The sequence below is a fragment of the Allobosea sp. genome, assembly GCF_036675845.1.
In the GTDB taxonomy this organism is placed as follows: Bacteria; Pseudomonadota; Alphaproteobacteria; order Rhizobiales; family Beijerinckiaceae; genus Allobosea.
Genome location: NZ_JAKFED010000087.1, coordinates 12,321 through 25,590, shown reverse-complemented (window position 1 = coordinate 25,590; position 13,270 = coordinate 12,321). Strand labels below are relative to the sequence as shown.

The window sequence follows — 13,270 nt, the reverse complement described above, 5'->3', positions numbered from 1 at the left end:
GTCCTTTCGAATGCGTGGCGCCGGCGCATCTCAGTCGCGCCCAAAGCCGAACAGGCGCGTGGGATTGTCGACGAGGATGGCCCGCCGCACCCCGTCGTCGCCGAGCCAGTCATCGAGCAGGTCGATGAGATGGCCGACATCGGGGGCGGCATCGCCCATGTTGACATGCGGCCAGTCGGAACCCCAGAGCAGCCGCTCCGGATTGGCCGCGACCAGCGCGTCGTGGAAGGGGCGCAGATCGTCATAGCCCGGCCTTCGCGTCGAGACCCGGCAGAGCGAGAGCTTGACCCAGATTTCGCCGTCGGCGAGCAGGCGCAGCAGGTTCTGGAAGCCGGGATCGGCAACGCCCCGGGCGGTCTGCAGCCGGGCCATGTGGTCGATCACCACGGGAATGCCGAGCCGGCGCAGCATCGGCGCGGCTTTGAGGATCGTCTCGCAATCGGCCCAGAGCTGGGCTTGCCAGCCGAGTGCGCGCAGGCGCGGCGCCATGCGCTCGAGATCGTCGAAGCCGACGCTGCCGGCCCAGCGGCCGCCGGTCCGTGGGTCGGGCACCTCGACGAAGCGCAGGCCGCGAATGCCGGCCCGGTTCCAGCTTTCCAGCGTCGCATCGGGCTGCGCGGCATCGGCGACGCCGATGCCGCGCAGGGCGCCTTCGCTGCGGGCGAGCGCGTCGAGGATCGCGCTGCAATCCTGGCCGTAGACGCCCGGCTGCACGACGATGCCGCGGGCGAGCCCGGCCGTGGCCAGCATGGCGGCGTGCGCTTCATAGGGCGCATGCGGCGGCGGGTAGCTCTGCGTCCCGACCGGTGCGAAGTGCTCGATGGGCCCGAAGATATGGGTATGGGCATCGACCGCGCCGGCCGGCGGCGGATGACGCGGGCCTGAGGGTTGGCGCGGCGGCGGCGGGGCGACGGCGTTCATGCGGCGCAGGGCGACAAGGGCGGCGTCGCTCCCTCGGGCAGCGGGATCTCGTGCACGTTCAGCGTCATCGCCACCATGGTGTAGTAGCCGACCAGCGCGGTGAGCTCGACCACGCCGACCGTGCCCCAGCGCTTGAGGACGCGCTGATAGGCCTCCTCGCCGACCGTGCGCGTTTCCTGCAGCTCGGCGCAATAGTCGTGGATCTCGTATTCCTCCGGCTCGGCCGCCTCCGGCCGCCGGCCTTGCGCGATGGCGGCGATGATCGCGCCGGAAAGCCCGGCCTCGCGCGCCACGCTCTCGTGCAGGTACCATTCGAGCTGGCAGTTCCAGCGCCGCGCCGTGACCAGGATGGCGAGCTCGCTCAGGCGCGGTGGCAGGCTGGTGCGATAGCGCAGCAATTCACCGAACTGCTGCCATTTGTCGGCGAGCTCCGGCCGGTGCAGCGCCGCGAGCAGAGGCCCGCGCAGGACGCCGCGCGGCCCGGAGACGACGGTGTCGTAGACCCGCCTCTGCTCGGGGGTCATGGTCGCCGGCGTCGGAAGCGGGATGCGCGCCAAGGTCAGGCTCCTGCAGGAATTGCGGTGTCGGCCGGGCCGTCCAGCCCGAGTTCGCGGAGGATCTCGTCGGTATGCTGGCCGAGCAGAGGCGGGGCGCGCTCGAAGCTCAGCCCGGCTTCGCGAAAGCGCATCGGGCTCGCGATCTGCGGCACGCTGCCGGCGACCGGATGGGGAATGTCGACGCGCATGCCGCGATGCTTCACCTGCGGGTCGTCGAGCGCCATCGGCACGGTGTTGATCGGCCCGCAGGGCACGCCGGCCGGCTCGAGCAGCGCGATCCACTCGGCCATGTCGCGCGTCGCGAAGATCTCGGCGATCAGCGGGCGCAGCACGGCGATGTTGCGGACGCGGCCGCCATTGCGGGCGAAGCGCTCGTCCGCGATCCATGCAGGTCTCCCGATCGCTTCGCAAAAAGCGCCGAACTGGCCGTCATTGCCGACGACGAGCACGACATGGCCGTCGCGGCAGGCGAAGACGTCCTGCGGCTGGATGTTGGGATGGGCATTGCCGGTGCGGCGCGGCGGCTTGCCGGAGATCAGGTAGTTCATCGCCTGGTTGGCGAGGAAGCCGACCTGGACGTCGAGCATGGCGATGTCGACATAGTCGCCCTTGCCGGTCTGCGAACGGCGGGCGAGCGCGCCGAGCACGGCGATCGCCGCATACATGCCGCTCATGATGTCGACGATCGGCACGCCGACCTTCTCCGGGCCGCCGCCCGGCTTGCCGTCGGGCTCGCCGGTGACGCTCATCAGCCCGCCCATCGCCTGGATCATGAAGTCATAGGCGGCAAGATCGCGCTTCGGCCCGGTCTGGCCGAAGCCGGTGACCGAGCAGTAGATCAGCCGGTCGTTGACCGCCTTCAGGCTGTCGTAGTCCAGGCCGAACTTGGCGAGCGTGCCGACCTTGAAGTTCTCCAGCACGATGTCGCTCTGCGCCGCCAGCGCCCGCACCACCGCCTGGCCCTCGAGCTTGTCGAGATCGAGCGTGATCGAGCGCTTGCCGCGGTTGACGGCGAGGAAATAGCCGGCGTCCCTGGTCTCGTTGCCGTCGCGGTCCTTGAGGAAGGGGGGGCCCCAGCTCCTGGTATCGTCGCCGGCGCCCGGCCGCTCGACCTTGATCACGTCGGCGCCGAGATCGGCCAGGATCTGCCCGGCCCAGGGACCGGCCATGATGCGGCTGAGATCGAGCACGCGGATATGGGAGAGTGGGCCGGCCATGGTCAGGCGCTCCTCGGCATGGTTTGCTCAGCCATCGACGATCGGCGTCGCCAGCACCGAGGCGCGGGCCTCGAAGCCTTCATGCCAGGCGGCGAGCGCAGGGTGCCCGTCACGCCAGTTCTCGTCGGCGAAGCGGAAATCGAGATAGGAGAGGGCGCAGCCCGTCGCGATATGGGCGAGGTCGAAGGGCAGCGCCGCGAAAGTCGGGGTCTCGCGCTCCAGCCGGTCGAGGATCACGCCCTTCTTGAGCCTGAAGGCGTCGAGATGCGGCTGCGAGCGGGCTTCCGCCGGGCGGTCGCGCTCATTGCGCCAGAGCAGCAGCGCGTCGAGGAAACCGTCGGCCAGCGCCTCGCGGCAGAGCACGCGAAGGCGCGCCCCGGCATCCTCGGGGAGCAGGCGGGCCCCGCCATGCTGCGTGTCGAGATATCCGCAGATCACCCGCGAATCGTAGATCACGCTGCCGTCGTCGAGCACCAGGGTCGGGATCTTGCCGAGCGGATTATCGGGCAGGAGATCGCGGTTCGGCGCCGTCATCGCCACCCGGGTCCGGACGCATTCGATCCGGTCGAAAAGCCCGGTCTCGCGGGCTGCGATCACGACCTTGCGGACGAAGGGCGAGCGCGGCGACCAGTGCAGCTTCATGGCAGGCGATCTCTATTATGCAATGAACTAGGTATATGACCTTTATCGAGCGGCGGCAGGCTTGTCGAGGGGAAAAGCAGCCGGCGCTATTTCAGCTTGATGTCGACCCGGACGACGTCGCCGCGATAGATGCCCTCGCCGACGAAGACGAGGTTGCCGTCGCGGTCCACGGCCGAGCGATGGACGATGGCGACCGGCGCGTTGATCGGCGTCCTGAGCAGTTCGGCGGTCTCCATGTCGGCCGTGCCGATGGTCAGCGTCTGGCGCGCGTCGACGATTTCCAGCCCGGGGATGTCATGGACCAGCCGTAAGGCGGATTTGGTCCGATAGGCCTCGGCCGGGATGCGGCCGGTCAGGCGCTCGTCGATGAAGACGTCGGCCAGCAGATAGGGCGCTTCATGGCGCCAGTGCCGGCGCCGCAGATGGCGATAGGACGGGGCGATGTCGCCGATCGGGTGCATCCGGCTGCGGGGCGAGGCGCCGGTCTCGTCGGAGAGGATCTCGATCAGCGCGCCCGGCGTCGCGGTCAGCAGGCCCGACCAGTCGGTGCCGACCTCGCACCAGAGTTCCTCCTGCGGCCGCCGGATGACGAAGGTGCCCTTGGCGCGGAAGCGCTCGATCAGGCGCTCGCCTTCGAGCACGCCGAGCGCCTGGCGGATGGTGGCGCGCGCCACGCCGCATTCGAGGGCGAGCTCGTCGACGGTGGGAATCTGCTGCCCCACCGGCCATTGCCCGGACTCGATCCGCCGGCGGAACAGGGTGGTGAGCTGGAGATAGCGCGACACGGCGCTGCGGCTGAAATCCACCGCCTTCTTTTGAACGCCGACCGTCTCGCTCATCGGGTGCTCCGTGTTGCGGGGCGCCAGCCCCGAGAATCTCAAAGCCAATAACATATCCTATTGGCCCAGGATGCGCCGCTCGCCGACGCCCCGCCGGAATCCACCGGTTTGACGCCTGACCCGGCTTTCGAGTGCGGCTTGATCGCTAAAGTATATATTGCTAGCCTAATGGATGTTGAGCCCGGCGGTAAGTGGCAGAAGGGGAGGATGTGATGGGATTCAGGAAGTGGACGCTGCTGGCGGCGACCGTCGCCGCCATGGCGGCGGGCATGACGGCGGGCTTGGGCGGCGCGATCGCCCAGAGCTATCCGACCAAGCCGGTCAAGATGATCGTTCCGTTCGCGCCCGGCGGCCGGGTCGAGGCGGTGGCGCGGCTGATCGCCGATGCGCTGAGCAAGGATCTCGGCCAGCCCTTCCTGGTCGAGAGCCGGGCCGGGGCAGGCGGGGCGATCGGCGCCGACTTCGTCGCCAAGGCGGCCCCGGACGGCCATACGCTGCTGCTCTGCTCGGCCGGCGTGCTCGCGATCCTGCCGAATGTCGACAAGAAGCTGCCCTATGACTCGGTCAAGGATTTCACGCCGGTGGCGCGGCTGATCGAGGGCTTCACCTTCATCGGCGCCTATCCCGGCCTGCCGGTGAAGTCGATCGCCGAACTCACCGCGCTCGCCAAGCAGAAGCCCGACACGCTGGGCTATGCCTCCTCCGGCATCGGCACCTACAGCCATCTCGCCGGCGAGCTCCTGAAGATCGCCTCGGGCGCGCCGATCAAGCACATCCCCTATCGCGGCAGCGGCCCGGCGCTGAACGACATCGCCGCCGGCCATGTCGCGCTGATGATCGGCGGCGAGCTCGGCGAACTCGCCAAGGCCGGCAAGATCAGGATCCTCGCCACCACCAACGAGAAGCGCTCGCCGGAATTCCCGGACGTGCCGACGATGAAGGAAAGCGGCTTCCCGCAGTTCGTCGCCCATTCCTGGATCGGCCTCGTCGGCCCGGCGGGGATGGACAAGGCCATCGCCGACAAGCTCAACCAGACGCTGGCCCGCGTCATGGCCGATCCGGCGACGCAGGAGAAACTGCGCGGGCTCGGCGGCGAGCCGGCCTATCTGGCGGCCGACGGCTTCGGCAAGCAGGTCCAGACCGATGTCGGCATCTATGCCGAGATCATCGCCAAGGCGGGGCTGAAGTTCGAGTAGAAACCCATTTGGTCTTGGCTCGGAAACACCTCGTCATCCCGGGCTTGACCCGGGATCCATCGTAGAGCGCCGGCATCTTACGATGGATCCCGGAGCGGCGCGGCTAAAGCCGCTTGTCCGGGATGACGGTGTGTTTCCGAGTATAAGCGGTGCTGTCCTTGCGCTTGCTCGTCAGCCTTCCAGAACCAGCCCGGTGCCGGCTCCGGCCGGCACCGCGACCCTGCCGCCCTCCACGGCGATCCCGGAAAAACGGTCGCCGGTCAGCAGCGCCATCTCCGAGAACTCATGCGGGAAACGCGGGTGCGGCAGGCTCGCTGCGAGGTGGACGGTGTGGGCATGGACGATGCTCGAGCCGAACACGGCACCGAAGCGGAAGCCCATCCCGGCAGCCCGGCAGATCGCGACAGCCTCGCGCGTCTTCGTCGGCCCGCCGAGATTGAGGAGGCGCAGATTGATCGATTCGACGGTGCCGGCCTCGGCGATGCGCAGGATCGACGGCAGGTCCTGGGCGCTCTCATCGGCCTCCACCGGTACGTCGAGCGCGCGGGCGACCGCGATGAAGCTCCTGAAATCCGCTGCTGCAGTCGGCTGCTCGGCCAGGTCGAGCCCGAAGCGGGCCATGGCGTTGATCGTGCTGACCGCGAGCTTCGGGGTGTAGGATTCGTTGGCGTCGATCATCAGCCGGATCTCGGGGCCGACCGCGGCGCGGACCGCGCGCACACGGTCGATGTCGAGCGCGGGCTCGCCGGAAACCTTGACCTTGAGATGCCTGAAGCCGGCGGCGACCAGCGTCTCGGCGACCTCCGCCATCTGCGCCGCGGATTTCAGCGGGATGATGCGGGTATTGGCAAAGCTGTCCTGCCGCTTGCCGCCATAGAGATCGTGCAGCGGCACGCCGAGCGCCCGCGCCCTGAGATCGTAGAGCGCGCATTCGATGCCGCCCTTGACGGTCGGGACGCCATGGAGCCGCCGGTCGAGCCCGTCCATGATCTCGCCGATCGCGGTCTCGTCCTGCCCCGGCAGCGCCTCGGCGAGATGATCGAAGCTCGCCCTCATCGCCGCCAGCGGCTCGGTCCAGGGCGGCATGGCGCGGACATAGCCATGGCCGGACAGGCCCTCGCCACTGGTCAGGACGACGGCGAAGCCCTGGATCCGGGTCAGCGGCCCTTGCGCGAAGCGCCATTCCGGATCGGTCAGGGCCTGGTCAATGGCGACGGTCCGAATCTGGGCGATGGTCATGGCGTGGTCCCGGACTGCCGAAGCCTGGAACTGCCATCGCATTCCTCTTGCGGCCGCGTCAATAGTATATAAAGCTGACCTATAGGGTAATGACCGTGCCGGCCAGCTCCGGCGGTGTAACGACACCCAAAAATGGGACGGGAGGAGGCAGCGTGGCGGCCGGAAGCGAGCGACCAACGAAAACGGAGCCGGATTGCCCGGCCGTGCGGGAGGGCGAGGCGAGCGAGGGCATGTCGCAGCTGCTCTCCGGCATCCTGTTCATGGCGGTCGGCACCTTCGCGCTCTATCTCGGACGCGGCTATCCGGCCGGCAGCGCCGGCGATATGGGGCCGGGCTACCTGCCGCGCCTCGTCGCCATCGGGCTCGTCCTGGTCGGGTCCGCCTGCGCCCTGCGCGGCTGGCTGAGCGGCGAGCGCGGCCTGCCGGGCTTTCCCTTGCGCGCCGGGTTCTGGATCGGCGTGGCGGTGGTGGCGTTCGCGCTGCTGATCGAGCGAGCCGGGCTCTTCGTCACCTGCCTCGTCGCGGTCTTCCTCGCCTCCGGTGCCGAGATGCAGCGCCGCTGGCGCGAGGTGCCGGTGATCGCCCTGCTGCTCGCCGGCTTCTGCGCGCTGCTCTTCGGCTACGCGCTGGGGCTGCCGATGCCGGTCTGGCCGTCATGAGCGAGATGCTGCAGTCGCTCGGGCTGGGTCTGTCGGTGGCGGCGACGCCGGGCAATCTCTGGTACTGCTTTCTCGGCGCGCTGATCGGGACGCTGATCGGCGTGCTGCCCGGGCTCGGGCCGATCGCGACGATGGCGATGCTCTTGCCCTTGACCTATTACCTCGAGCCGACGGCGGCGCTGATCATGCTCGCCGGCATCTATTACGGCGCGCAATATGGCGGCTCGACCACCGCCATCCTGATGCGGGTGCCGGGCGAATCCTCCTCCGTGGTGACCTGCCTCGACGGCTATGAGATGGCGCAGCGCGGCCGGGCCGGCACGGCGCTGGCGACGGCGGCGCTGGCCTCCTTCTTCGCCGGCACGGTGACGACGCTGCTGATCGCCTTCTTCAGCCCGCCGCTCACCGCCGTCGCCCAGAAATTCGGGCCGGCCGAGTATTTCGCCCTGATGGTGCTCGGGCTGATCGCCGCCGTCGTCTTCGCCCAGGGCTCGCTGCTGCGCTCCTTCGGCATGATCCTGCTCGGATTGCTGCTCGGGCTGGTCGGTGCCGACGTCAACACCGGGCTCGACCGCTTCACCTTCGGCTATCCCGAACTGCGCGACGGCATCGGCATCGCAGCGCTGTCGATGGGCGTGTTCGGCATCGCCGAGATCGTGCTCAATCTCGGCAAGCCGCAGGCCGAGGGCGCACAGCGCCAGGCGGTCTCGGCGCTGCGCCTGACGCGGGCGGATTTCCGCGCGGCCTGGCCGGCGGCGCTGCGCGGCACCGGGCTCGGCGCGCTGCTCGGCATCCTGCCCGGCGGCAGCGCGATGATGGGCTCCTTCGCCGCCTATTCGATCGAGAAGAAGATATCGAAGACGCCGGAGCGCTTCGGCGAGGGCGCGATCGAGGGCATCGCCGGGCCGGAGGCGGCGAACAATGCCGGCGCCCAGGCTTCCTTCATCCCGATGCTGGCGCTCGGCATCCCGAGCAATTCGGTGATGGCGATGATGGCCGGCGCCATGCTGATCCACGGCATCGCGCCGAGCCCGAACCTCGCCAGCGCCCAGCCCAAGCTGTTCTGGGGGCTGATCGCCTCGATGTGGATCGGCAACCTAATGCTGCTGGTGATCAACCTGCCGCTGATCGGGCTCTGGGTCCGGCTGCTGGCCGTGCCCTACCGGCTGCTCTTCCCGGCGATCCTGCTGTTCTGCTGCATCGGCATCTACACGGTGAACAGCAGCGTGTTCGAAGTGACGCTGCTCGCTCTGTTCGGGCTCGCGGGCGTCGTCTTCTCGCTGCTGAAATGCCCGCTGGCGCCGCTGGTCCTCGCCTTCATCCTCGGCCCGCTGATGGAGGAGAATCTGCGCCGCGCCATGCTGCTCTCGAACGGCAATGCGGCGATCTTCCTCAGCCCGATCAGCATTACATTGCTCATCGTCGCCGTGGTGCTGCTGGCGCTGATCCTGCTGCCCTCCTTCCGCAAGGTGCGGGCGGTCGCGGCCGAGGAGTGAAACAACGGCTGTCGCGTTTGACCGGTGCGGTACCCTTTCCGTCATTGCGAGCGTAAGCGAAGCAATCCAGAAGGGCTCGCTCGACGTCCCCCTGGATTGCTTCGTCGCTTCGCTCCTCGCAATGACGGCCAGACCCGCGCAAGCGTCAAATCCAAAGGCCGTTGGCATGAATTTTCAGTGGCGTGACCGGACCGGAGGATCCGGCCTGATCGAGACTGGCTCAGGTTTCCGCCGGAGCTTCCAGCAGGGTGGCGGTGTCGAGCAGGCCCTGGCGGCGCGCGGCCTCGGCCGGCGTCAGGCCCTCGGCATTGCGCGCCTGCCGGTCGGCGCCGGCCGTCAGCAGGAATTCGGCGAGGTCGGCGGCGCTCGCATCATCGCCCGGCAGGCAGAACAGGGGCGGCTCGCCGGAGCGCGTCGGTGCATTGGCCAGCGACGGGTCGCCGGCGAACAGCGCTTCCAGCCGCTCGCCTTCGCCGGCGCGGCAGAGCGCGCCGATATCGCGGCTGCGCGCGGCGAGGAGGGCCTGCGCCGCAACTGCTCCCTGGTGATGGGCCCAGCCGAGCGGTGTCGCGCCGAAGCGGCGCTCGACCGGGTCGATCTCGGCGCCGGCCTCGAGCAGCAGGGCGACGATGGCGGCCGCATCGGCGCCTGCCGCCTCGTGCAAGGCGCGCACGCCGTCACGCGCCTCGGCATCCGGCGAGATGCCGAGGCGCAGCCCCAGCGCCGCGATCTTCGGGCGGTCCTGGCGGATCGCGACCTGGAGCGGGCCGGGATCGAGGCGGAACTCCGGATGGGACCGGAGCCGCCGGGCCGCCTCCGCTTCGTCGCCGCGGGCGATCGCGGCGACGAAGGCCTCGCGCTCGCCGAGTTCGACCGGTGTCGCGCCATGGTCGAGCAGCAGGGCGGCAAGGTCGTCGCGGCCGTCGAGCAGGGCCTGCCGGACCAGGCTGCGCTTCGAATGGGCGTTGACCGCGTCGGCGCGGGCGCCATGGGCGAGCAGCCAGGCGGCGCGCCTCGGCTGGCGCGGCACCGCATTGCCGAGCAGGTAGTCGAGCGGCGGCGCCGGCAGTTCACGCAACCGCTCGTGCCAGCGCGCAGCTTGACCGCGCTTCAGCGTCTCGTCCCAGAGCAGATCGAGCCAGAAGGTCTCGTCGGCGCCGAGCGAGCTGTTGTAGAGTGCCTGGCCATCGAGCGGATCGGCGCCGCGGGCGATCAGCAGCTGCGCCAGCGCCTCGGCCTGCGGATGCGCCGGCTGGCCGTTCTCGCCGCCGCCGATCACGCCGGTCAGCGCGGTGAAATGGTTGCTGCCGTCGCTCCAGAAGGCGTTGGCCGCGGCGCCATGGTCGAGCAGGAGCTGCGCGATCGGGACGGCGTTGCCGGGCACGGCATCGCTTGGAAGTCGCGTGAAGGCGAGGCGCAGCAGCGGCGTCCAGCCGTCGAACGCGCTCGGCTTGCCGGCGAGGCTGGAGTCGGCGGCGAGGAGGTCTCGGACGGCGCCAAGGTCATGCGCCGCAACGGCGGTGTCGATGCTGTCGCTGGCGATTTCCGGATGGCGTTCGAGCAGGCGCTGCGCCATTGCGCCGCGGGCGGGCCGGTCGGCCTCGTACTGCCCCCATTCTTCGGTGCCCGGTCTGACGCCATAGCGCAGCGCCGATTTTTCCAGGAAGAGCGCGACGATGGCGGCCTGGCCACGCGCGGCGAGCGCGCGGGTGGCCAGCTCCTGCTTCAGTGCCGCCCAACTGGCGAGACCGTATTCGCGGGCGAGCGCGTGCTGGACTTCGCGGAGCTTCGGCGCGCCGGCATGGTTGGGGATGAGGCTGCGCAAACGGGCGAGCGCCGGGGCGTCGCCGGCCTCGATCTCCTTGAGCCAGCGCTTGGCCTGGCGGCGGGTGGCTTCGAGGCTGGAGCGGGACGTGAGTTCGCGGGTGGGAGCGGACATGGGTCTTCCTTCCGAGATGCGCCTGATGTCCGCTCAGCAGGCCGGAAGAAAGCGATGTCGCGACTTCTTCAGTCGGTATGGGTGGGAGCAGGCTCCCTTGCCGCGGACAGGTGGCGCCCCATGCGCTCTATGGCGATGAAAAGCGCAAGGCGAAGGGGAAGTCAATGCGCCGCTGCTGCGCCGTCATGCTCGGGCTTGACCCGAGCATCTCAGGCCGACCGGAGCACCTGTCGACGCCTTCTCGTCCTGGGATTCCCGGGTCGGCGCTTTGCGCCGCCCGAGAATGACGCCTCGGTTCACTTGGCCCGCTTGGCGCCGACGAGCTCGTCCCATTTGCGGAAGGCGACGACCATCTTGTCGGGCTTCAGCGGCAGCTCGATCGGGTTGTTGGCGATGAGGTCGGCATATTCCGGCCGGCCGAACTCGGCGATGACCTTCTGGCTCGCCTCCGGCGCCAGCGAGAGCGGTACGTTCTTCACCGCCGGGCCCGGATAGAGATAGCCCTCGTCATAGGAATAGGCCTGCATCTTCGGCGTCAGGACATGCGCCATGATGTCGAGCACCACGGCGAGCCGGTCATTGGGCAGACCCTTGGGCACGCACATGAAGAAGGCGTCGGAGACCCAGTGGAAGCCCTTCAGCGTCTGGATCTTCGCCTCCTTCGGGACGATGCCGAGCGCGCGCGGGTTGATGTCCCAGCCGGTGGTCGAGATAATGATGTCGCGCGAGCCTTCGCCGAACTCCTTCATCGTCGCGCCGGTGCCGGCCGGATAGTACTCGATGTACTGGCCGAGCTCCTGGAGATAGGCCCAGGTCTTGTCCCAGCCGCCGACCGGGTCCTGCGGGTCCTTGTCGCCGAGGATATAGGGCAGGCCCATCATGAAGGTGCGGCCGGGTCCGGAATTGGTCGGGCGGGCATACATGAAGCGGTTCGGGTTGGCCTTGGCCCAGGCGAGCAGCTCCTCGGCTGTGGTCGGCGGGGTCTTGACCCGGTCCGGCATGTATTCGAGCAGCGGGCCGGAGGGGTAGTAGTTGACGACGACGCCGAAGCCATCGCCCTGGACCTTGTGCAGGTTGAGCGCGGCCGGCTCGTAGTTCGCCTCGAGGTTCGGGAACTTGTCGGCGAAGTCGGGCAGGATCTTCTGCCAGAGCTTCTGGTCGAGCCCGGCGGCAAGACCGTCGCTGCCCGTCAGGATCAGGTCGAGATCGACCTTGCCGGCATCCTGCTGCGCCTTGAGCTTGCTGGCGAGCTCGGGCGCCGGCGCCTTCACGAAGGCGATGCGCGAGACCAGCTTGGGATTGGCGGCGCGGTAATCCTCGAACGCCTTCTGCATCAAGGCGAGCGCACCGCCGACATCCATGACGCTGATCACGACCGGGCTCGTCGGCAGCGGCGGCGAAGCGGCGAAAGCCGGACCGCCGGCGGCGACAGCCGCGAGGCCGCCGAGCACGGTGCGGCGGCTGATGGCGTTGAGATCGTCGGTCATCGTGTTCCCCTTTATGCTTTGTCGTCTTGTTATGGCGTCGAGGCCGGTTACCGCCCTCGTTCGTAGCGGCGCTCCAGATGCCCGATCCGGACCCGCTCGGCGAAGAGATCATCGGACCACTCCACCTGCGTCTCCGCAAGGGCCAGGCCATGCGCCTGCAGCGCGGGCCGGATTGCGGCGAGCGGATGGCGCGAGGCCATGGCGAGCGCCTCCTCGGCGGTGGCGATGCCCCAGGCGACGACGTTCCGCACCGCCTGGTCGAGGCAGAGCGCCGAGCCGGCGAGCAGGCCCTCGCCTTGCCGGACCGAGCCGTCGGCCATCAGATCGACCGCCATGCCGGCGAAATGATAGCGGCCGATGGGCGCGGCGGCGGCGACCACGGCATCGGTGACCAGGATCGAGCGGCCCAGCCCCTTGGCGCGGATCAGCGCCTTCAATGCCTTGGGATGAAGATGGATGCCGTCGGCGATGAAGCCGGCCATCAGCCGGTCCTCGGCGAGCTGGGCGAAGATCGGGTTGGCGAGCTTGTGCAGGCTCTGCGGGAGGCCGTTGCCGAGATGGGTCGAGAGCGACAGGCCGGCATCGGCGGCGGCCGCGACCTGATCGAAATCGGCCGCCGAATGGCCGATGGCGACGATCTTGCCGGCTGCGGCAAGCGCCTTCGTCAGGGCGAGCGCGCCGTCGCGTTCGGGCGCGAGCGTCACCATCAGGATCGGGCGGGCGAGCCCGCGCTCCAATTCGGTGACGAGGTCCGGCGTTGCCGCCGTCATCGCCTCGGGCGGATGGCAGCCATGATAGCCCGGCGCCCGATTGAGGAAGGGACCTTCGAGATGGTAGCCCGGGCACATCAGGGCGCCGAGGCGGCTTTGCGAAACCGCGGCATCGAGCGCCCGGAAGCGCTCGTGCAGTTGGTGCGGGTGGGCGGTGATCAGGGTCGGCAGGCAGGTGGTGACGCCGGTCGCCAGCATCGCCTCCAGCGCCCGGTCGAGATCGGCGGCGGTGATCGCGGGATCGTTGAAGTCGACGCCGCCGAAGCCGTTGACCTGGAGGTCGACGAGGCCGGGCGAGCGCGGCATGG

At 69.1% G+C, this 13,270-nt stretch carries 12 protein-coding genes; 3 read left to right on the top strand and 9 right to left on the bottom strand.

The genetic code is table 11. The features are described from left to right. Positions 1-30: 30 nt before the first annotated feature. The 5 genes from V6M56_RS09975 to V6M56_RS09955 all read right to left on the bottom strand — a co-directional run bounded on the left by V6M56_RS09975 (position 31) and on the right by V6M56_RS09955 (position 4,176). Entirely contained in the window at positions 31-921 is an 891-nt protein-coding gene (locus tag V6M56_RS09975; protein ID WP_332683306.1) for an amidohydrolase family protein, read from the bottom strand. Beyond that, entirely contained in the window at positions 918-1,478 is a 561-nt protein-coding gene (locus V6M56_RS09970; protein ID WP_332683304.1) for a carboxymuconolactone decarboxylase family protein, read from the bottom strand. Before V6M56_RS09970 ends, V6M56_RS09975 begins: the two co-directional genes overlap by 4 nt. 2 nt (positions 1,479-1,480) lie before the next feature. Next, positions 1,481-2,695, bottom strand: a complete 1,215-nt coding sequence (locus V6M56_RS09965) for a CaiB/BaiF CoA transferase family protein (RefSeq protein ID WP_332683303.1) — start codon at positions 2,693-2,695, stop codon at positions 1,481-1,483. 27 nt (positions 2,696-2,722) lie between these two features. Then, positions 2,723-3,337 (bottom strand): glutathione S-transferase family protein, encoded by a 615-nt coding sequence (locus V6M56_RS09960; protein WP_332683301.1) that lies wholly within the window; start codon positions 3,335-3,337, stop codon positions 2,723-2,725. A gap of 86 nt (positions 3,338-3,423) precedes the next feature. Beyond that, on the bottom strand, positions 3,424-4,176 hold the full coding sequence (locus V6M56_RS09955) for a GntR family transcriptional regulator (RefSeq protein WP_332683300.1): 753 nt from the start codon (positions 4,174-4,176) through the stop codon (positions 3,424-3,426). A gap of 212 nt (positions 4,177-4,388) precedes the next feature. Between V6M56_RS09955 and V6M56_RS09950 the strand changes: the two genes are divergently transcribed. Continuing rightward, on the top strand, positions 4,389-5,372 hold the full coding sequence (locus V6M56_RS09950) for a Bug family tripartite tricarboxylate transporter substrate binding protein (protein WP_332683298.1): 984 nt from the start codon (positions 4,389-4,391) through the stop codon (positions 5,370-5,372). Between the two features lie 171 nt (positions 5,373-5,543). Here V6M56_RS09950 and V6M56_RS09945 read toward each other — a convergent pair whose 3' ends face one another. Next, on the bottom strand, positions 5,544-6,611 hold the full coding sequence (locus V6M56_RS09945; RefSeq protein WP_332683297.1) for a mandelate racemase/muconate lactonizing enzyme family protein: 1,068 nt from the start codon (positions 6,609-6,611) through the stop codon (positions 5,544-5,546). A 230-nt stretch (positions 6,612-6,841) separates the two neighbouring features. Between V6M56_RS09945 and V6M56_RS09940 the strand changes: the two genes are divergently transcribed. Both V6M56_RS09940 and V6M56_RS09935 read left to right on the top strand, forming a co-directional pair. Beyond that, a complete protein-coding gene (locus V6M56_RS09940; protein WP_332683295.1) occupies positions 6,842-7,270 on the top strand; it encodes a tripartite tricarboxylate transporter TctB family protein in 429 nt (142 codons plus the stop codon). Next, positions 7,267-8,766 carry a tripartite tricarboxylate transporter permease gene (locus V6M56_RS09935; protein ID WP_332683294.1) on the top strand — a complete coding sequence of 500 codons (1,500 nt, stop codon included), beginning with the start codon at positions 7,267-7,269 and terminating at the stop codon, positions 8,764-8,766. Before V6M56_RS09940 ends, V6M56_RS09935 begins: the two co-directional genes overlap by 4 nt. Positions 8,767-8,986: 220 nt before the next feature. Here the strand turns inward: V6M56_RS09935 and V6M56_RS09930 are convergent, their stop codons facing one another. The 3 genes from V6M56_RS09930 to V6M56_RS09920 form a co-directional block, all read right to left on the bottom strand. Next, positions 8,987-10,705 carry a hypothetical protein gene (locus V6M56_RS09930; RefSeq protein WP_332683292.1) on the bottom strand — a complete coding sequence of 573 codons (1,719 nt, stop codon included), beginning with the start codon at positions 10,703-10,705 and terminating at the stop codon, positions 8,987-8,989. A gap of 296 nt (positions 10,706-11,001) precedes the next feature. Next, the gene (locus tag V6M56_RS09925) at positions 11,002-12,192 is read right to left on the bottom strand and encodes an ABC transporter substrate-binding protein (RefSeq protein ID WP_332683290.1); all 1,191 of its coding nucleotides are present in this window, start codon (positions 12,190-12,192) and stop codon (positions 11,002-11,004) included. Positions 12,193-12,239: 47 nt separating this feature from the next. After that, complete coding sequence (locus V6M56_RS09920; protein ID WP_332683289.1) at positions 12,240-13,268, bottom strand: N-acetylglucosamine-6-phosphate deacetylase; 1,029 nt, start codon at positions 13,266-13,268, stop codon at positions 12,240-12,242. Positions 13,269-13,270: the final 2 nt, after the last annotated feature.

Bases quoted from the DNA above. Each gene is read 5' to 3' on its own strand.
- V6M56_RS09950 (WP_332683298.1), top strand. From the start codon at position 4,389: ATGGGATTCAGGAAGTGGACGCTGCTGGCGGCGACCGTCGCCGCCATG.
- V6M56_RS09965 (WP_332683303.1), bottom strand. From the start codon at position 2,695: ATGGCCGGCCCACTCTCCCATATCCGCGTGCTCGATCTCAGCCGCATC.
- V6M56_RS09935 (WP_332683294.1), top strand. From the start codon at position 7,267: ATGAGCGAGATGCTGCAGTCGCTCGGGCTGGGTCTGTCGGTGGCGGCG.
- V6M56_RS09960 (WP_332683301.1), bottom strand. From the start codon at position 3,337: ATGAAGCTGCACTGGTCGCCGCGCTCGCCCTTCGTCCGCAAGGTCGTG.
- V6M56_RS09975 (WP_332683306.1), bottom strand. From the start codon at position 921: ATGAACGCCGTCGCCCCGCCGCCGCCGCGCCAACCCTCAGGCCCGCGT.
- V6M56_RS09940 (WP_332683295.1), top strand. From the start codon at position 6,842: ATGTCGCAGCTGCTCTCCGGCATCCTGTTCATGGCGGTCGGCACCTTC.
- V6M56_RS09925 (WP_332683290.1), bottom strand. From the start codon at position 12,192: ATGACCGACGATCTCAACGCCATCAGCCGCCGCACCGTGCTCGGCGGC.
- V6M56_RS09945 (WP_332683297.1), bottom strand. From the start codon at position 6,611: ATGACCATCGCCCAGATTCGGACCGTCGCCATTGACCAGGCCCTGACC.
- V6M56_RS09930 (WP_332683292.1), bottom strand. From the start codon at position 10,705: ATGTCCGCTCCCACCCGCGAACTCACGTCCCGCTCCAGCCTCGAAGCC.
- V6M56_RS09955 (WP_332683300.1), bottom strand. From the start codon at position 4,176: ATGAGCGAGACGGTCGGCGTTCAAAAGAAGGCGGTGGATTTCAGCCGC.
- V6M56_RS09920 (WP_332683289.1), bottom strand. From the start codon at position 13,268: ATGCCGCGCTCGCCCGGCCTCGTCGACCTCCAGGTCAACGGCTTCGGC.